This is a genomic window from Halomonas sp. DP8Y7-3, assembly GCF_019801675.1.
Lineage (GTDB): Bacteria > Pseudomonadota > Gammaproteobacteria > Pseudomonadales > Halomonadaceae > Halomonas > Halomonas litopenaei_A.
Genome location: NZ_JAHVIO010000004.1, coordinates 736,495 through 754,784, shown reverse-complemented (window position 1 = coordinate 754,784; position 18,290 = coordinate 736,495). Strand labels below are relative to the sequence as shown.

Genomic DNA, 18,290 nt, shown 5'->3' with positions numbered 1-18,290 from the left:
GGTCGACCACAGTGGAAGCACAGCAAAACCCCCGCCAACGGCGGGGGTTTTGCATGTCTGGGTAACACGACATCAGGCGTGATCACGCTTCTGCCTGCACGCCACGCGTCGTCCACCAGGGGGCCGCAAGGCGGAAGAAGCGGTCGACCACCGCCGGGTCGGTGGGCGAGGTCATCAGCGTCACGCCGACGAACACCGGCAGATTGATCATCATCCCCCAGAACCCAGCGTGGATACCCAGCGGATGCGGCCACAGCGTGATGCAGGTCACCGTCACGATAAACCCGGCGAGGATACCCGCGATGACCCCTGGCGCGTTCGCTCTGGGCCAGAAGAATATGCCAATAAATGCCGGTACCACCTGCGAGGCGAACCCCAGACCAATCAGCAGGATCATGACCAGGCTACCTGGCTCAGCAATGGCCAGAGGGGCAATGATCAAAGCCATCAGAGCGACCACCAGGCGCTTCGCCCATTGCCCCGCCCGCTCATCTGACCACCCGGCCCAGGGCGCGATCACATCGCGACTCAGGCTCAGTGCCACGGAATGGATAAAGGGCTCCGAAGACGACATGGAGGCCGCCAGAGTCCCGGCACCCAGCAGACCCACCAGCACCACAGGCAGATGCGTCATCGCATATTCGAGTACCACCGTGTCCGCTCGATCCAGACCAGGAAGGGCAAATACGCCGATAAAGCCCACCGTCACCAACGGCAGGATCACCAGGTAGTAGCTAGGCAGCCAGGTGGCAGCGAGACGCAGGGAGCGCGCTGAAGTGGCACTCATCCACTGGGTCCATACCGGCGGCATGAAAGACAGCATGGATACGATGATCGATGTGGTCCAGAAGGCAAAACTCATGTCGCCTCCGGCGCCGGGCAGCGTCAGGTACTCGGGACGCTGTTCAAGGACCTGCTGATAGACATCGGCAAAGTGCCAGCCACCGGTAAAGACATGGGTGGCCCACAGACCCACTATCCAGGCCACCACGAACATCAGCACCCCCTGAAACACATTGGTGCGGCCGATGGCACGCTGACCACGCAGGGTGAGATACACAGCAATGGCGCCAAGGACGACCACAACCCCCGCCCATACCGGTATCAGGCCGCCACTCATCACGTGCAGAATGTAAGCCGAGCCGACCGTCTGCAGCACCGCATAGGCCAATGACCCCACCGCCATCACCAGCGCAGCGAGAGCACCAAGCGCTCGACTCTGATAGCGATCGGCGATGGCGCTGGCTTGGGTAACGTGGCCAAAGTGGGCGCCAAAGGCCCATACCTTGGGCCCGAAGTACCACGCTACCAGCGCGAGATACCCCAGATAGACCACCACATAGAACACCGGAATGCCCTTGGCATAGGCCCAACCCGGTGCCCCCATGAAGGTGTAGGCACTGACGCTACCGGCGGCAATCAACAGATACAGTGTGACCGGCCCCATGCTGCGCCCGGCGACTCCCCATTCCTCCAGGGTTGACGCCGAGCGGGATCCGCGACGATGCCCACCCAGACCAATCACCATCGCCACCAGAACATAGCCCAATGTCAGACCAAGCGGCAGCCATTCAGTGCTCACCGTCATCCTCTCCTTTCTCTCGAAGCAAACGATTTCCCAGCAGCATCGCCAGCACGCAGCACAGCAAGATCACATAGCTCCAGGCCACGATAGCGGGGACGCCCAGCACCAACTCGGCCCGGTTGATCCATTCGATCACGGGCCACACACCGGCCAGCACGATCACCCCAAAGATCCCCAGCAACAGCCAGCCTCGCCAGGAGGACGGGCGCACGAAGGATGGAAGCATCAGCATTCCTCACGTTCGATACTTGATGAAAAGAAACACGCAAGATTAGGCCGTTGTACGCCCTCACCCGTGGGAGGATCGCTGACGGCCCACCACGCGTGAGGGTGTCGCCAGCACCAGCAAAGCGGCGAGGGAGAACAGGCCACCCGCTGCCAGGAGTACCGACGACAGTCCCCAGCTATCGACCACCCGCCCGCCGGACAGGGCGCCAAGACCAATCGATAGGTTGAAGACGAAGGCCATCATGGCGGTGGCCGCTTCCGGATTGGTCGCCGAGCGCAGTATCCAGGTTTGAAGGCTGACCGAAATGCCACCGAACACAAACCCCCACAGCATCAACAGCGCGCTTGCGCCGGTCGCGGTGACGCCAAACCACGGAAAGCCCAGCGCCACCCCAGCCAGCACCAGAGGAATCAATAGCACCGTCAAATACGGCTGGCGGCCCGCCAGCCCACCGGCAATGAAATTGCCCATCAGACCGGCAGCACCGAACAGCAGCAACAGACGCGAGACATCACTCAATGGGATTCCCCCGAGTCGCTGCAAAATGGGGCTGATAAAGGTATAGGCGGCGAAGTGACCGACCACGATCAGGGCAGTTGCGAGTGCACCGATACACACGCCTGGCAGTTTCAGCTGTCCGCCCAGGCTTACCAGACGAACCGGTTTCTGCGCGGGCAAGGACGGCAGCAGCTGCCATAGACAGAGACACACCAGCAGGCTCAGCCCACCCAGGGCGGCAAAGGCAATACGCCAGTCAGTGACACCCCCAAGCCAGGTGCCCGCAGGAACGCCCAACACCGTCGCCGCTGCCACACCACTGAAAATGAATGACATCGCCCTCGGCACATGCTCCAGCGCGACCAGCCTGCCGGCCAAACCACCGGCGATGGCCCAGAAACCGCCGATACAGCAGCCGATGAGCACGCGAGTCGCCAACAGCCCTGCGAAGCTGTCCATCAGCGCGCCGAGCACGCTGGCGATGGTCATGACCAGCATGAGGCCTGTCAGCAGATAGCGTCGGTCCAGGCGCCCTACCGCGACCGGCAGCAAAGGCGCGGCAAAGGCGGCGACGACGCCAGGAACCGTAATCATCAGTCCTGCCTGCCCTTCACTGACATCCAGCGACGTAGCGAGCTGCGATAGCAACCCAATAGGCAGCTGTTCTGCCGTGACCAGCAGGAAGATACCTGCCATTACGCTGAACACGGCACACCAGTCTCGTCGCTGGGTGACGGTCGTCATGCCAGAGCCCCTACCCTCATCACTCATGCTTGCCTCAAACCTCATCCCCTGCGCACTTGACGATCAGGGGCGTAACACAAAAACGCCCCCGCGGCGTCAGCAACGGGGGCGTCGATGGCTTGCCGTCATTAGACCTCGGCAGCGGCTTCCTCAGCTTCAAAAGCCGCCTTTTCTTCCTCGGTCATTTCCTTGATGGTCAGCTTGACGCGATTGCGGTTGTCGATGTCGAGCACCTTGACCACCACCTCATCACCTTCGTTCAGGTAATCACGCACGTCATTGACACGCTCTGGCACGATCTGGGAGATGTGCACCAGGCCGTCGGTGCCAGGCATGATGTTGACGAAGGCGCCGAAGTCGGCGATACGCACCACCTTGCCGCGGTACAGCTTGCCGATTTCCGCCTCGGCGGTGATCGCCAGCACGGTGTCGATGGCCTTCTTGGCCGCCTTCTTGTCCTCGGCATAGATGCGCACAGTGCCGTCGTCATCCAGGTCGATGGAGGCGCCGGTATCGTCGCAGATCTTGCGGATGGTGGCGCCGCCCTTGCCGATGACGTCGCGGATCTTGTCCGGGTCGATCTTGATGGTGGCCATGGAGGGCGCGTTGTCGGACACCTCGGCGCGGCTCTCGGCGATCACGGTGTTCATCTGCTCGAGGATGCTGATGCGCGCATCATGGGCCTGGTTCAGGGCCGTTTCCATGATCTGCTCGTCGATACCCTCGATCTTGATGTCCATCTGCAGGGCGGTGACACCCTCGGCGCTACCGGCCACCTTGAAGTCCATGTCGCCGAGGTGATCCTCGTCGCCGAGGATGTCGGTCAGCACGGCGTAGCCGTCGGCGTCCTTGACCAGGCCCATGGCGATACCCGCCACCGGCGCCTTGATCGGCACACCGGCGTCCATCAGTGCCAGCGAGGTGCCGCAGACGGAGGCCATGGAGCTGGAGCCGTTGGACTCAGTGATCTCGGAGACCACGCGAATGGTGTAGGGGAAGTCCTCTTCCGCAGGCAGCATGGCCTGGACACCACGACGGGCCAGACGACCGTGACCGATCTCGCGACGCTTGGGACCGCCCATGAAGCCAGCCTCGCCCACCGAGTAGGGGGGGAAGTTGTAGTGCAGCAGGAAGCGGTCCTTGCGCTCACCTTCCAGCGATTCGATCAGCTGGGAGTCACGCAGGGTGCCCAGGGTCGCGACGACCACCGCCTGGGTCTCGCCACGGGTGAAGATGGCGCTGCCGTGGGTCTTGGGCAGGGTACCGACCTCGATGGCCAGCGGACGCACGGTCTTGTGGTCGCGACCGTCGATACGCGGCTCGCCCTTGATCACGCGAGCACGCACCACGCGCTTCTCGAGACCGGCGAAGGCGCCTTCGACCTCGGAAGCGTCAAACTTGCCCTCTTCTTCACCGGCGAGTTGCGCGACGGCCTCGGCCTTGAGCGCGGACAGGGCATCCTGGCGCTGCATCTTGTCGGTGATGCGGTAGGCCTCGCCGACCTTGGCTTCGAAGCCCTGGGCGACGGCATCCTTGAGCGGCGTATTCTCGGCGGCAGGCTGCCACTCCCACTTGGCCTTGCCGGCCTCGGAGGTCAGCTCGTTGATCGCTTGGATGACGGTCTGCATCTCCTGGTGACCGAACAGCACGGCGCCCAGCATCTCGTCCTCGAGCAGCTCTTCTGCTTCGGACTCGACCATCAGCACGGCCTTCTCGGTCCCTGCGACCACCATGTTCAGCTCGGAGCCTTCGAGTTCTTCCACGGTGGGATTGAGGAAGTAGCCGCGCTCTTCGTTGAAGGCCACGCGTGCAGCACCGATGGGGCCATTGAACGGCACACCGGAAATGGCCAGAGCGGCAGAGGTGCCGATCATCGCAGCGATATCCGGATCATGGTTGCGATCGGTGGACAACACGGTGCAGATCACCTGGACTTCGTTCATGAAGCCCTTGGGGAACAGCGGACGGATCGGACGATCGATCAGTCGAGAGGTAAGGGTTTCCTTCTCGGTGGGGCGTCCCTCACGCTTGAAGAAGCCGCCAGGAATCTTGCCGACCGCGTAGGTCTTTTCCTGGTAATGAACGGACAACGGGAAGAAAGGCTGGCTGGGGTTGGCTTCCTTTCTTGCCACCACGGTGCACAGCACCACGGTGTCGTCCATGGTGACCATCACGGCACCGGTGGCCTGGCGGGCGATACGCCCGGTTTCCAGGGTGACGGTGCTGCGACCGTACTGAAACGTCTTTTTGACCGGATTCACGGCGACTTCCTTTACTTTTCGATGTTTGGGTCGTTTTGACTCGCGCACTATTTTAAGGGGTCAGACCCGCGAGGGCCACCACAAAGGACAAAGGACCTGCCTGGCCTCCCCTACTGCGGCCAAAAACGACAAAGGGCAGCCCCGAAGGACTGCCCTTTGTGTGACGCCGCTTCCACAAGGAAGCCTTGTCATGTCAGCACTGCTTAGCGACGCAGGCCCAGACGCTGGATCAGAGACTGATAGCGCTCGAAATCCTTGCGCTTGAGGTAGTCCAGCAGCTTGCGGCGCTGGTTGACCATGCGGATCAGGCCACGACGGGAGTGGTGGTCCTGCTTGTTGGTCTTGAAGTGATCCTGCAGGCCGTTGATGTTGGCGCTCAGCAGGGCCACCTGAACCTCGGGGGAACCGGTATCGTTGTCACCACGGCCGTATTCGTTGACGATGTCGGCCTTCTGTTCGGCGGTAAGTGCCATCTGTCTCTCCAGTAAGCAATATGCCTGAATGATGAATGTCGGAGACCACGCATATTTGCAGTCTCCAGCTGCCACAACCCCTTGAGGAGGTCAGTCTTGCCCCGAGCCCGCGACGAACGAACTCAGCAGGCGCCGAGGCACAATGTCCCCGACTGGCTCCACCAGACCAAGCCCGATAAAGGACTCGCCCTGATAAAGTCGATACAGTGATCCTTCGCTGGCCGTCATCTGGGCCAACGCGTGCTGCTCCACCTCGCCACGGGCGGTTCGCCCAAAGCGCATGGCCGCGGCACCAGCCTCACTGAGGCGGTGTGCCGGCAGATGCTGAAGCAGGCTGTCGATCGGCGCTAGATGCGCTTCACGTGCGGCGGCGTCATCGGCCTCGAGCATCTCGAAATCGAGCATGCCCTCGGCATCGAAAGGGCCTGTCTTGAGCCTTCTGAGCTGCGAAATATGTCCTTCGCATCCCAGCGCCTTGGCCATGTCCTCGGCCAGGGTACGCACATAAGTGCCTTTGCTGACCCGGACCTCCAACTCGAAGGCGGGTGCATTCCCGGCAAGGCTCGTCGAGAGTAGCCGGGCATCATACACCCTTATCCGTCGCGTTGCACGATCTACGCTTTTGCCCTCTCGGGCTAGTTCATACAACTTGCGCCCCTGATGTTTCAGCGCAGAGTACATTGGTGGCAGCTGATCCTGCTCACCAATGAAGCTGTCGACCATGGATGCAACATCCGCCTCGCACAGCGAGGGCACCACACCCTCGGCAATGACGTTGCCCTCGGCATCACCGGTGTCCGTGCTGCGACCCAGTTCCACCCGGGTCCGGTACACCTTGTCAGCTTCAAGCAAATGGCTGGAAAACTTGGTGGCTTCGCCGAACAGTACCGGCAAGAGCCCCGTCGCCATGGGGTCCAGCGTGCCGGTGTGACCGGCCTTCTGCGCCTGGTACAGGCGCCTCGCCCGCTGCAATGCGAAATTGCTGGACATGCCCTTGGGCTTGTCCAGCAACAGTACGCCGTCGATCGGTAATCCTCGGCGACGACGAGCCATTAGTCCTTGGCCCCGTCTTCACCCTCGGAAGTGTCATCCTGATCATCGGCGTGGCGCGAACGATCGCTCGCTACCGCCTCCTCAATCAGGGACGACAGGTGCTGACCGCGAACCACGCTTTCATCGTAATGAAAGCGCAATTCCGGCACATGGCGCAGCTTGATACGACGCGCCACCTGGCTACGCAGGAAACCACCAGCGCGCTTGAGCACCTGAAGGTTTTCCTTGATCCGCTCGGGGTCTTGCTCCCCCAGCAGGGTGATATGCACGTCGGCATAGCCAAGATCACGGCTGACCTCGACGCCGCTGACGGTGACCATCCCCAGGCGCGGGTCCTTGACCTCGCGCTGGATCAGGACCGCCAGCTCCTTCTGGAGCTGGTCGGCCACTCGGTCGGTACGCTTGAATTCGCGCATGGATAACGACTCCCCGAACGCTTACAGCGTGCGCTCGACCTTGACCTGGTCAAAGACCTCGATCTTGTCGTTGACCTGGACATCGTTGTAGTTCTTCACGCCGATGCCACACTCCATGCCGTTGCGCACTTCCTGGACGTCGTCCTTGAAGCGGCGCAGCGACTCGAGCTCACCTTCGTAGATGACCACGTTGTCGCGCAGCACGCGGATCTTCTTGTTACGGAAGACCGTGCCTTCGACCACCATACAGCCAGCCACCGCACCGATCTTCGGTGCACGGAAGACGTCACGGACCTCGGCCACACCGACGATCTCTTCCTTCCACTCAGGCTCGAGCATGCCGCTCATGGCCTGCTTGACCTCGTCGATCAGGTGGTAGATGACGCTGTAGTAGCGCAGCTCCAGACCTTCACGCTCGATGATCTCGCGGGCAGCCGCGTCGGCACGCACGTTGAAGCCGACCACGATCGCCTCACTGGCCAGGGCCAGGTTGGCATCGGTACCGGTGATACCGCCGACACCGGAGGACACCACGGAGACCTGCACCTCGTCGGTGGACAGCTCCTCGAGGGCGCCTTTGATGGCTTCCAACGAGCCCTGCACATCGGCCTTGAGCACGATGTTGACCTTGGCCGCCTCTTCCTGACCCATCTGCGAGAACATGTTCTCGAGCTTGGCCTTCTGCTGACGTGCCAGACGGATCTCGCGGTACTTGCCCTGACGGAAGTTGGCCACTTCACGGGCCTTCTTCTCGTCGGCGACAACCATGAAGTCATCACCGGCTTCCGGCGTGCCGTCGAGGCCCTGGATCTCCACCGGCATGGCGGGACCCACCGCATCGACCTGCTTGCCAAGCTCGTTGGTCAGCGCACGTACGCGACCATAGTGCAGGCCTGCCAGGACGATATCGCCCTTCTTCAGCGTACCGTTCTGGACCAGTACGGTAGCCACCGGACCACGTCCCTTGTCGAGCCGCGACTCGACCACCACGCCCTTGCCAGGCGCGCTCGGGACTGCCTTGAGCTCGAGCACTTCGGACACCAGGTGGACCGCCTCCAGCAGCGCCTCGATGCCTTCGCCGGTCTTGGCGGAGACGTGGACGAACTGGGTGTCACCACCCCATTCTTCCGAGATGACGCCGTGCTGGGACAGCTCGTTCTTGACCCGGTCGGGATCGGCTTCCGGCTTGTCGATCTTGTTGACCGCCACCACCATCGGCACTTCCGCTGCCTTGGAGTGCTCGACCGCTTCGATCGTCTGAGGCATCACGCCGTCGTCGGCAGCCACGACCAGGATGACAACGTCAGTGGCCTTGGCACCACGGGCACGCATGGCGGTGAACGCCGCGTGTCCAGGCGTATCCAGGAAGGTCACACCATCACTGTCGTCTTCGACGTGATAGGCACCGATGTGCTGGGTAATGCCCCCTGCCTCACCGGTAGCCACCTTGGCACGACGAATGTAGTCGAGCAGCGAGGTCTTGCCGTGGTCGACGTGACCCATGACCGTGACCACCGGAGAGCGAGTGATTTCCTCACCCTCGTAGGAGATGGCTTCGAGCACTTCGGTCTCGAGGGCATCATCCTTGACCAGCTTGGGCGTGTGACCCATTTCTTCCACCACGATCGCCGCGGTGTCCTGGTCAATGGTCTGGTTGATCGTCACCGCCGCGCCCATGGTGAACATGGCCTTGATGACCTCGTTGGCCTTGATCGACATCTTGTCGGCGAGGTCCGCCACCGAGATGGACTCGGGAATGGACACTTCACGGACGATCGGCTGGGTCGGCTTCTGGAAGCCATGCTTGCCGTTGCCCTGGCTGCCACCACGGCGGCTGCCACGACGCTCGGCACGCTTGACCTTCTTGCCGCCACCACGGCGACGCTCTTCGCGATCGCTACGGTCGTCGTCGTCACGCTCGTTGCGGCCCTTCTTGCCACCTTTGCCCGCAGCCTTCTTGACGGCAGCGCGGCGCACATCACCACGGCCTTCCTTCGGCGGCGCCGGGGGCTCGTCTCCGGCAGGAGCGGAGGTATCGAGCTCGGGCACGGGGATATCGGGCACTGCGGCGGCCTGTTCAGCTTCACGCTGGGCCTTGGCCGCCTGCTCGGCGTCCTGAACCGCCTTCTCTTCGGCGCGCTGCTTGGCCGCTTCGGCTTCTTCAGCCTCACGACGCGCACGAGAATCGGCCATGTCACCGACCAGCTGACGCGGACCGTGGTCCTCGGCCGGGGCCGGGGTTTCTTCCGGGGTCTCTTCGCGCTTGACGTAGGTGCGCTTCTTGCGAACCTGCACCTCGATGGTCTTGCCGCGCTCGCTCGTCTTGATCTTGCTGCGCGTCTTGCGGGTCAGGGTGATGCGATTGCGCGCACCAGCACCGACGCCTGCACCACCACCGTGGCTCTTGGTCAGGAAGTCCAGCAGCTTGCGCTTGTCTTCCTCGGACACGGCATCGCCTTCCGACTTGTGCTCGAGTCCGGCTTCTTTCATCTGCTCCAGCAGACGGGGCACTTCACGCCCCACCTTTGCTGCAAAATCCTTAACGGTCATCTCTGACATTACGACCCTCCTCAGCCCGTGACCCTGTTACTGTTCGCTCTCGAACCAAGGCGCACGGGCGGTCATGATCAATGCCGCGGCGCGCTCTTCGTCCACCTCTTCGATGTCCACCAGATCGTCGACGGACTGTTCGGCCAGATCTTCCATGGTCTTGATACCACGGCTAGCCAGAATGAAGGCCAGGTGGCGCTCCATACCGTCCATCTCAAGCAGATCATCCGCCGGCTGGGCTCCGTCCAGTTCCTCCTCGGAGGCAATGGCCAGGTTCAAGAGCTCGTCCTTGGCGCGAGCTCGAAGCTCCTCGATGAGGTCTTCGTCGAACTCTTCGATTTCCAGCATTTCCTCGACCGGCACGTAGGCCACCTCTTCCAGAGAGGTGAACCCTTCCTCGACCAGCAGCCGGGCGACATCATCGTCGATGTCCAGATGCTGAACGAAGTGCTCGACCAGGCTGTCGATTTCCTGATCGCGCTTGGCCTCGGCGTCGGCTTCGGTCATGACGTTGATACGCCACCCGGTCAGCTCCGACGCGAGACGCACGTTCTGACCACTACGGCCGATGGCCTGGGCCAGGTTGTCTTCCGCTACGGCGACGTCCATGGCATGGGCATCTTCATCCACCAGGATGGAGGCCACGTCCGCCGGTGCCATGGCGTTGATCACCAGCTGTGCAGGATTGTCATCCCACAGCACGATGTCGACGCGCTCATTCTGAAGCTCGGAGGACACCGCCTGTACCCGCGAACCGCGCATACCGACACAAGCACCTACCGGATCAATCCGACGGTCATTGGTCTTGACCGCAATCTTGGCGCGAGAGCCAGGATCACGTGCTGCACCCTTGATCTCGATAAGCTGCTCGGCGATTTCCGGGACTTCGATCTTGAACAGCTCGATGATCATCTGCGGGTTGGTACGCGACAGAATCAGCTGCGCACCGCGCGCCTCGGCGTCGACCTTGACCAGCAGGGCACGCACACGCTCGTTCATGCGATAGCGCTCGCCGGGAATCATCTCACTGCGCGGCAGGAACGCTTCAGCGTTGTCGCCCAGGTCAATGATCAACCCGTCACGTGTCGTCTTCTTGACGATACCTGCCACCAGCTCGCCTTCGCGTTCGGCATAGATACGTACGACTTCGGCACGCTCAGCTTCGCGGACCTTCTGCACGATCACCTGCTTGGCGGTCTGTGCGGCGATACGACCGAAGGCGGCATTCTCGATGCGTTCTTCAACCACGTCACCCAGGCCCAGCGGCGGATCGCGCTTTTCGGCGAAGGTCAGCTTGATTTCGGCATCCGGGCCGTCGAAGTCGTCGTCCTCGACCACCACCCAGCGACGGAAGGTCTCGTACTCACCCGTCACGCGATCGATGTGCACGCGCACGCTGGCTTCCTCATCCTCGAAGCGCTTGCGCGAGGCACTTGCCAGCGCAGCTTCTACGGCCTCGAAGATGACCTCGCGGGGGACACCCTTTTCATTGGAGATCGCATCAACGACCGCCAGAATTTCTTTACTCATGCCTTAAAGCCTCGCCAAAAAACCGACCCTTGTTCTCTCTTGTCGTGCGTCAACTGTTGCGCATCAGCCGTGGCGCACCCGAGTACGTCAGTTATCGAACTGCGGTACCACCCGCGCCTGATCGATACCATCGATCGGGAAGCAATATTCCTCGCCGTCGATCTGAACCAGTACCTCATCGCCCTCGACGCCTGCCAGCAGTCCCTGAAACTTGCGCCGCCCTTCGAACGGGGAGCGCAACTTCAGCACCACGTGATGGCCGGCGTAACGAGAGAACTGGTCGAGCGTGAACAGCGGACGATCCATGCCCGGCGAAGACACCTCGAGCCGGTATTCACCAGCGATCGGGTCTTCGACGTCCATGATGGCGCTGACCTGGCGACTAATATCGGCACAGTTGTCGACGCTGACACCATCGGCATGATCGATATAAATCACCAGACGGGAATGTTTTCCCTGGGACAGGTAATCGATACCCCAGAGTTCGAACCCCATGGCAGATACCACCGGTTCGATCAACGCATTGAGCGCAGCATCTTTGGTCGCCACGAATGAAAGCTCCTACAGCCGTTGCATCAGCACCTGGCCGGGAGTGAACAGGAAAGTCAGGTGGCTGATTGGCGTTCGCGCTGCCGGGCACACCCGGCAAGCTGCTAACAAAAAGCCCCTTCACAGGAAGGGGCTTTTCCAAGAAACCTGTCACCATCTGGCAGATGTTACGCATGCCCCTTGAGGATACCTGCATGCCTGCCAAGAAGATGGTAGCGGGGACCGGATTTGAACCGATGACCTTCGGGTTATGAGCCCGACGAGCTACCAGACTGCTCCACCCCGCATCAATCTAGGCCGGTGAGTATACTTCGCCATGACCAGGGCGTCAAGGCATCTCACCGAACCGCCAACCCTGAAAAGATCACTGGGCGTACCAGGAGAGCTTGTTTTCCCAACGGCGATGCCGTTTGGAAAATGGTGCCGAAGGCGGGACTTGAACCCGCACGACCATACGGTCACTACCCCCTCAAGATAGCGTGTCTACCAATTCCACCACTTCGGCTAGGGGAGTCCGGAGATCAGCTATCGCTGTCCTCCAGCACTGGCGCAGCATTATCCACATCAGCTGACTCACCGTCAAGCGTGGGCGCGGAATTTTCGGTGTTTTCCTCACCTTGCGCTGGTGCGCTGTTCTGAGTGGAGCTGTCGTCCAGTGTCGGCGTACCGTTTTGCTGCTCGATGACCTCGGCGTCAGGAATACCTGCCACTGGCGCAGCATTGCCTGCCTCGGAGGCGAAATAGGCCAGCGTCAGCGAGGTGGCAAAGAAGCATGCCGCCAGCGCGCCGGTGGCCTTGGACAGAAAACCGCCGCTACCACGGGAACCAAAGACGGTCTGAGAGGCACCGCCACCGAACGAAGCGCCGGCATCGGCACCCTTGCCCTGCTGCAGCAGGATAAGGACGACCAGGGCGATAGCGATCGCCACGTGGATCATGAGAATGGCAACTTGCATGGATTCAACCTGCTGACTGACAAATGGCTAGAAAATCGTCGACCTTCAGCGATGCTCCGCCGATCAGGCCGCCGTCGATGTCCGGTTGGGTCAGCAATTCCGCCGCATTATCGGGCTTCATGCTGCCGCCGTAGAGAACCTGCATGGACGCCGCCAGGGCGCCACCGTACTGCTCGAGGCGCGCTCGGATGGCCGCATGCACGTGCTGCGCCTGCTCGGGTGTCGCGGTACGCCCTGTGCCAATCGCCCACACCGGCTCGTAAGCCAGCACGAGACGGGCTCGCGCATCGCTGTCGAGCACGTCCAATACCGCACACAACTGTCCCAGCACCACCTCTTCGGTGCGACCCGCATCGCGCTCTTCGAGGGTCTCGCCGAGGCAAAGCACCGGCGTCAGGCCCTGATGGAGCGCCGCCTGGACCCGGGCCAGCACTGCGGCGTCATTTTCTCCGAACAGCGTGCGCCGCTCAGAATGGCCCACCAGCACCATCTGTGCACCAACGTCACGCAGCATGGCGCCACTGACTTCACCGGTATAGGCGCCATCTGGCTTGTCGCTCAGCGTCTGACCAGCGACACGCACGGAGGATGGAAGTGCCTCTCGCGCCGCTCCGACATAGGGAAAAGGTACAGCCAGCGCTACGGTAACCGCCTCGGGCAGGTCGGCACGGGACAGCGCTTCGGCGAAGCTGTCGATCAGGCTACGCGAGCCGTTCATCTTCCAGTTGCCGGCAATCAGCGGTGCACGCATGGATCATCCTCTTTCAAGGTGGGCCGAAATGGTATAGGAGAGGCCCTGTCAAGACAACAATCATGACCGACACGCCGACCCAGCACCTGGGGCCAAGCAGCGGCCCCGATAGTGTCAGAACTGGCGTCAGCGTGCCGCCGCAAGGGGCAGGGTCAGCTCACCAGCCCACGCACATCATCGGCAAGGCGACGTGCCAGCCCCTCAACGTCCAGATGGGGGCGACCCTCGACCATGACGCGAATCAACGGCTCAGTGCCGGATGGACGCAGCAGCACTCGCCCTTCAGCCCCCAACTCCGCCTCTACGGCCTTGGTCGCAGCGTCCAGGCTAGGCTCTGCCATCACGGCCTTGGCATCAACACCCGCGGGCAATCGCACGTTGACCAGTGACTGGGGGGCTTTCTCGAAACCGTACAGCAACCGCGACAGCGGCTTCTCCTCGCGCACCATGTACGACAACACCTGCAGCGCCGAGACGATACCATCCCCCGTCGTCTGCACATGACGGCACACGATATGACCCGACGACTCGCCGCCAAGCAACCAGTTGTTGGCCGCCAGTCGCTCCATCACGTAACGGTCGCCGACCTTGGCCCGCTCGAACGGCACACCCATGCCTTCCAGCGCTGCCGCCAGCCCAAAGTTGCTCATCAGGGTGCCGACCACTCCCCCACCCAGTTCGCCTCGCTCGTGGCGGTCCTTGGCGATCAGGTAGAGCATGTCGTCGCCATCGATTTCATGACCATCGGCATCGACCATCAACACGCGGTCGCCATCCCCATCGAAGGCCACCCCCAGATCCGCCCCCTGCTGAATCACTGCGGCGCGCAACGCCGCGGGATGGGTCGAGCCGACCTCACGGTTGATATTCAGGCCATCTGGCTCGGCGCCTACCAGGGTCACCTTGGCACCCAACTCTTTGAATACCGCAGGAGCGATGTGGTACGTGGCCCCATGGGCACAGTCGAGGACGATCCGCAGCCCATGCAGGTTGACGCGGTCCGGAATGGTCGACTTGCAGAACTCGATGTAGCGCCCGGCAGCATCATCGACGCGACTTGCCTTGCCCAGCTCATCCGGCGGCACGGTGGTCAGCGTCTCTTCCAGGGCTTTTTCGATCCGCTCTTCGATCTCGTCACCCAGCTTCGCGCCTTCGGCCGAGAAGAACTTGATGCCATTGTCCTGATAAGCGTTGTGGGACGCCGAAATCACGATGCCGGCATCCGCCCTGAAGGTACGCGTCAGGTAGGCAATACCGGGCGTCGGCATTGGCCCCAGCAACATGACGTCAACGCCGGCTGCCGACAACCCTGCCTCGAGGGCCGACTCGAACATGTAGCCGGAGATCCGCGTATCCTTGCCAATCAACACGCGCGCCCGCTGCCGGCGCGGCTCGAGCACGCGCCCAGTCGCCCATCCGAGCTTGAGCATGAAGTCAGGGGTGATGGGCGCCTGCCCGACGGTGCCGCGAATTCCGTCCGTGCCAAAGTAGCGTCTAGCCATGGTGTTCTCCTTCCTCGAGAACGGCCCAAGTCATGTTCACCGCGTCCACATGGGGCCCCACATCGTGAACGCGCAATATGCGAGCACCGCGCTCGACCGCCAGCGCCGACAAGGCCAGGCCGCCCGGCAGACGCTCTTCGACAGCGCGATCGAGCACCTTGCCGATCATGCTCTTGCGAGACATGCCGACCAGCAGCGGAAGCCCCAGGGCTTCTAGACGCTCCATGCGGTGCAATAAGCGAAGATTATGCTCTACCGTCTTGGCGAAACCAAAGCCCGGGTCCAGCAAGATACGTTCCCGACGCAGCCCAGCAGCCTCACATTCTGCGACACGGGATTCCAGGAAGCGCGCGACTTCTTCCTCGACCGGTTCCGCGTAGCTCGGTGCGTCCTGCATATCGCCCGGCTCACCCAGCATATGCATCAGCACTACTGGCAACCCCGTTCCGGTCGCCGCTGCCAGCGCACCTTCGCGCCGCAGGTTGCGCACGTCGTTGATCATGCCTGCGCCAGCCAGTGCGCTTTCCCGCATTACCTCAGGCGTCGAGGTATCCACCGACACCAGGGCGTCCAGCTCGCGCACCAGCGCCTCAACCACGGGAACAACGCGATCCATTTCCTGCTGGGCGCTCACCGGAGCGGCCCCCGGTCGGGTCGACTCGCCACCCACGTCAATGATGGCGGCACCTTCCGCCAGCATCTGTTCAGCGTGACGCAGGGCATCATCGATCACCATGTGGCGCCCGCCGTCAGAGAAAGAATCAGGCGTCACGTTAAGAATGCCCATGACGCGGGGAAAGGTGAGATCGAGCCGATGACGGCCGCAGGGCAGCACGGCGGGATAACGAGATTCCATCGGTGAAAAAGTCCTGGCTGGAGACATGGTAAGACACGAGATGAGGGCCACTATCGCAGCATCGTGCGACAGCTGCCCCTGCAACGCCAGAGGCGCCCCGTGGGGCGCCTCTGTCAGGGGCAGAGCATCAGCTGCCGGCGGGGCCGCCGAGGGGGTCGGAGGGACGACGACCGGGACTGTCATCGTCTTCCTCGTCACCTTCTTCGCTGTCAGCACTGGGCTGATCATTGTCGGCAGTGGCAGCGGGATCGCCGGTCACCGGAGACCCACCACCGGAGCCAGGCTCATCCCAGTCCTTGGGTGGACGCGGATCACGACCTTCCATGATGTCCTTGAGCTGATCGGCATCGATGGTCTCGTACTGCATCAGCGCGTCGGCCATGGCATCCAGCTTGTCGCGATTGTCCTCGAGGATCTGTTGTGCCTGCTCGTAGCAGCCATCGATGATCTTGCGGACTTCCCGATCAAGGCGCGTGGTGGTGTCGCCGGACTTGAGCTTGCCGCCGCCCTGACCCGGGCCGCCGAGGAACTGATGCGACTCGTCCTCGTCGTACATGATCGGACCCATCTCTTCCGACAGACCCCACTTGGCCACCATGTTGTGGGCAAGCTCAGTGGCGCGCTTGATGTCGTTGGATGCTCCCGTCGTGACGCCATTCGGACCCAGCGTCATTTCCTCGGCGATACGGCCGCCGAACAACGAGCAGATCTGACTGATAATCTGCTGCCGCGACAGGCTGTAGCGATCCTGTTCCGGCAGGAACATGGTCACACCCAGCGCACGCCCACGAGGAATAATGGTGACCTTGTACACCGGATCATGCTCGGGCATGACCAGACCGATGATGGCATGGCCGGCCTCGTGGTAGGCGGTATTCAACTTTTCCTTTTCGGTCATGACCATGGAGCGGCGCTCGGCGCCCATCATGATCTTGTCCTTGGCCAGCTCCAGCTCCTCCATACCCACCAGACGCTTGTTGCGGCGGGCCGAGAACAGGGCTGCCTCGTTGACCAGGTTGGCCAGGTCGGCACCGGAGAACCCGGGGGTACCACGAGCGATGAAGGTCGGCTTGACGTCATCAGCCAGCGGCACCTTGCGCAGGTGGACGTTGAGGATGTGCTCACGACCGCGAATATCGGGCAACGGCACCACCACCTGACGGTCGAAGCGACCGGGGCGCAGCAGGGCCGGATCCAACACGTCGGGACGGTTGGTGGCAGCGATCACGATGATGCCTTCGTTGGCCTCGAAGCCGTCCATCTCGACCAGCAACTGGTTCAAGGTCTGCTCACGCTCATCGTTGCCGCCACCCATGCCGGCACCGCGCGAGCGACCCACGGCGTCGATCTCGTCGATGAAGATGATGCAGGGCGCCTGCTTCTTGGCCTGTTCGAACATGTCGCGAACACGGGAAGCACCGACACCCACGAACATCTCGACAAAGTCAGAGCCGGAGATCGAGAAGAACGGGACCTTGGCCTCACCAGCGATGGACTTCGCCAGCAGGGTCTTACCCGTACCAGGCGGGCCCACCATCAGCACACCACGGGGAATCGTCCCGCCCAGACGCTGGAACTTGGTGGGGTCGCGCAGGAAGTCGACCAGCTCCTCGACCTCTTCCTTGGCCTCATCGCAGCCAGCAACATCCGCAAAGGTCGTCTTGATCTGATCCTGGGACAGCAGCTTCGCCTTGGACTTGCCGAAGCTCATCGGGCCGCCTTTACCGGCGCCGCCACCCTGCATCTGACGCATGAAGAACATGAAGATGGCCAGGATCAGCAGGATCGGGAAGCTGGCAATCAGCAGCCGCGTCCATAAGCTCTGCTGTTCGGGCTTCTTGCCCACCACAGTCACGTTATTGGACAGCAGATCATCCATCAGCTTCGGATCTTCCGCCGAAGGGCGAATCGTCTGGAAGCTGGAGCCATCGTTGCGCTCACCGCTGATCGTGTAACCATCGATGGTCACACTGCGTACTTGTTCATTTTGCACCTGCTGGACGAACTGTGAGTAGTTCATCTGGTTCGGTGCATTCTCGACGCTGAAGTTGTTGAACACCGTCAGCAGCACCGCCGCGATGACCAACCACAGAATCAGGTTCTTCGCCATGTCGTTCAAGGGACCACCCTCAATTGCAAGAATCTGTCGGCCTATGGTGCCTAAGGGTTCGACACTACATGAGCCAGCCTTGTTCAGCCAGCCTGTTGCGACCGACCCAAGGTGTCACTGCGCTGATTTCAGCGAGCGCCACCAGCAGTATACCTCTGCCCCGCCGTGAATTTGGCCTCATAGCGAGCACATCTGACATTATCGCAGCATTAGTCGAAAGCTATCGC

Annotated in this window: 15 protein-coding genes and 2 tRNA genes; all 17 read right to left on the bottom strand. The window is 61.8% G+C overall.

From position 1 onward, the window contains the following. Positions 1-82 precede the first annotated feature (82 nt). Complete coding sequence (locus tag KUV86_RS08640; RefSeq protein ID WP_222484433.1) at positions 83-1,582, bottom strand: sodium:solute symporter; 1,500 nt, start codon at positions 1,580-1,582, stop codon at positions 83-85. After that, positions 1,572-1,811: a hypothetical protein gene (locus tag KUV86_RS08635; protein ID WP_206942497.1), complete on the bottom strand. Its 240-nt coding sequence runs from the start codon at positions 1,809-1,811 to the stop codon at positions 1,572-1,574. Before KUV86_RS08635 ends, KUV86_RS08640 begins: the two co-directional genes overlap by 11 nt. 63 nt (positions 1,812-1,874) lie before the next feature. Then, complete coding sequence (locus KUV86_RS08630) at positions 1,875-3,056, bottom strand: MFS transporter (RefSeq protein WP_206942613.1); 1,182 nt, start codon at positions 3,054-3,056, stop codon at positions 1,875-1,877. Positions 3,057-3,184: 128 nt separating this feature from the next. Beyond that, positions 3,185-5,317: a polyribonucleotide nucleotidyltransferase gene (gene pnp / locus KUV86_RS08625; protein WP_222484430.1), complete on the bottom strand. Its 2,133-nt coding sequence runs from the start codon at positions 5,315-5,317 to the stop codon at positions 3,185-3,187. A gap of 203 nt (positions 5,318-5,520) precedes the next feature. After that, positions 5,521-5,790: a 30S ribosomal protein S15 gene (gene rpsO / locus KUV86_RS08620; RefSeq protein ID WP_206942494.1), complete on the bottom strand. Its 270-nt coding sequence runs from the start codon at positions 5,788-5,790 to the stop codon at positions 5,521-5,523. Positions 5,791-5,880: 90 nt separating this feature from the next. Further along, positions 5,881-6,843, bottom strand: a complete 963-nt coding sequence (gene truB / locus KUV86_RS08615; protein WP_206942493.1) for a tRNA pseudouridine(55) synthase TruB — start codon at positions 6,841-6,843, stop codon at positions 5,881-5,883. Continuing rightward, positions 6,843-7,259: a 30S ribosome-binding factor RbfA gene (gene rbfA, locus KUV86_RS08610; protein WP_206942492.1), complete on the bottom strand. Its 417-nt coding sequence runs from the start codon at positions 7,257-7,259 to the stop codon at positions 6,843-6,845. The genes truB and rbfA overlap by 1 nt, the downstream gene beginning before the upstream one ends. Before the next feature lie 21 nt (positions 7,260-7,280). After that, positions 7,281-9,818 carry a translation initiation factor IF-2 gene (gene infB, locus KUV86_RS08605; RefSeq protein WP_222484428.1) on the bottom strand — a complete coding sequence of 846 codons (2,538 nt, stop codon included), beginning with the start codon at positions 9,816-9,818 and terminating at the stop codon, positions 7,281-7,283. Positions 9,819-9,845: 27 nt separating this feature from the next. Further along, positions 9,846-11,339 (bottom strand): transcription termination factor NusA, encoded by a 1,494-nt coding sequence (gene nusA, locus KUV86_RS08600; protein ID WP_206942490.1) that lies wholly within the window; start codon positions 11,337-11,339, stop codon positions 9,846-9,848. A gap of 87 nt (positions 11,340-11,426) precedes the next feature. Beyond that, positions 11,427-11,888, bottom strand: a complete 462-nt coding sequence (rimP, locus tag KUV86_RS08595; protein WP_222484426.1) for a ribosome maturation factor RimP — start codon at positions 11,886-11,888, stop codon at positions 11,427-11,429. Positions 11,889-12,098: 210 nt separating this feature from the next. After that, positions 12,099-12,175: transfer RNA gene (locus KUV86_RS08590), tRNA-Met, on the bottom strand. Positions 12,176-12,306: 131 nt separating this feature from the next. Further along, a tRNA-Leu gene (locus tag KUV86_RS08585) sits at positions 12,307-12,393 on the bottom strand. Positions 12,394-12,409: 16 nt separating this feature from the next. Further along, positions 12,410-12,844 (bottom strand): preprotein translocase subunit SecG, encoded by a 435-nt coding sequence (gene secG, locus KUV86_RS08580; protein ID WP_206942488.1) that lies wholly within the window; start codon positions 12,842-12,844, stop codon positions 12,410-12,412. A 4-nt stretch (positions 12,845-12,848) separates the two neighbouring features. Then, positions 12,849-13,595: a triose-phosphate isomerase gene (tpiA, locus tag KUV86_RS08575; protein ID WP_222484424.1), complete on the bottom strand. Its 747-nt coding sequence runs from the start codon at positions 13,593-13,595 to the stop codon at positions 12,849-12,851. Positions 13,596-13,747: 152 nt separating this feature from the next. Beyond that, entirely contained in the window at positions 13,748-15,097 is a 1,350-nt protein-coding gene (gene glmM / locus KUV86_RS08570; protein WP_206942485.1) for a phosphoglucosamine mutase, read from the bottom strand. Beyond that, positions 15,090-15,884: a dihydropteroate synthase gene (folP, locus tag KUV86_RS08565; RefSeq protein WP_222162494.1), complete on the bottom strand. Its 795-nt coding sequence runs from the start codon at positions 15,882-15,884 to the stop codon at positions 15,090-15,092. The genes glmM and folP overlap by 8 nt, the downstream gene beginning before the upstream one ends. 196 nt (positions 15,885-16,080) lie before the next feature. Next, on the bottom strand, positions 16,081-18,072 hold the full coding sequence (ftsH, locus tag KUV86_RS08560; protein WP_222162144.1) for an ATP-dependent zinc metalloprotease FtsH: 1,992 nt from the start codon (positions 18,070-18,072) through the stop codon (positions 16,081-16,083). Positions 18,073-18,290: the final 218 nt, after the last annotated feature.

Excerpts from the sequence above, each read along its gene's own strand:
- nusA (WP_206942490.1), bottom strand. The coding sequence starts at position 11,339 with ATGAGTAAAGAAATTCTGGCGGTCGTTGATGCGATCTCCAATGAAAAG.
- truB (WP_206942493.1), bottom strand. The coding sequence starts at position 6,843 with ATGGCTCGTCGTCGCCGAGGATTACCGATCGACGGCGTACTGTTGCTG.
- KUV86_RS08630 (WP_206942613.1), bottom strand. The coding sequence starts at position 3,056 with ATGACGACCGTCACCCAGCGACGAGACTGGTGTGCCGTGTTCAGCGTA.
- glmM (WP_206942485.1), bottom strand. The coding sequence starts at position 15,097 with ATGGCTAGACGCTACTTTGGCACGGACGGAATTCGCGGCACCGTCGGG.
- infB (WP_222484428.1), bottom strand. The coding sequence starts at position 9,818 with ATGTCAGAGATGACCGTTAAGGATTTTGCAGCAAAGGTGGGGCGTGAA.
- rpsO (WP_206942494.1), bottom strand. The coding sequence starts at position 5,790 with ATGGCACTTACCGCCGAACAGAAGGCCGACATCGTCAACGAATACGGC.
- KUV86_RS08635 (WP_206942497.1), bottom strand. The coding sequence starts at position 1,811 with ATGCTTCCATCCTTCGTGCGCCCGTCCTCCTGGCGAGGCTGGCTGTTG.
- rbfA (WP_206942492.1), bottom strand. The coding sequence starts at position 7,259 with ATGCGCGAATTCAAGCGTACCGACCGAGTGGCCGACCAGCTCCAGAAG.
- tpiA (WP_222484424.1), bottom strand. The coding sequence starts at position 13,595 with ATGCGTGCACCGCTGATTGCCGGCAACTGGAAGATGAACGGCTCGCGT.
- secG (WP_206942488.1), bottom strand. The coding sequence starts at position 12,844 with ATGCAAGTTGCCATTCTCATGATCCACGTGGCGATCGCTATCGCCCTG.
- folP (WP_222162494.1), bottom strand. The coding sequence starts at position 15,884 with ATGGGCATTCTTAACGTGACGCCTGATTCTTTCTCTGACGGCGGGCGC.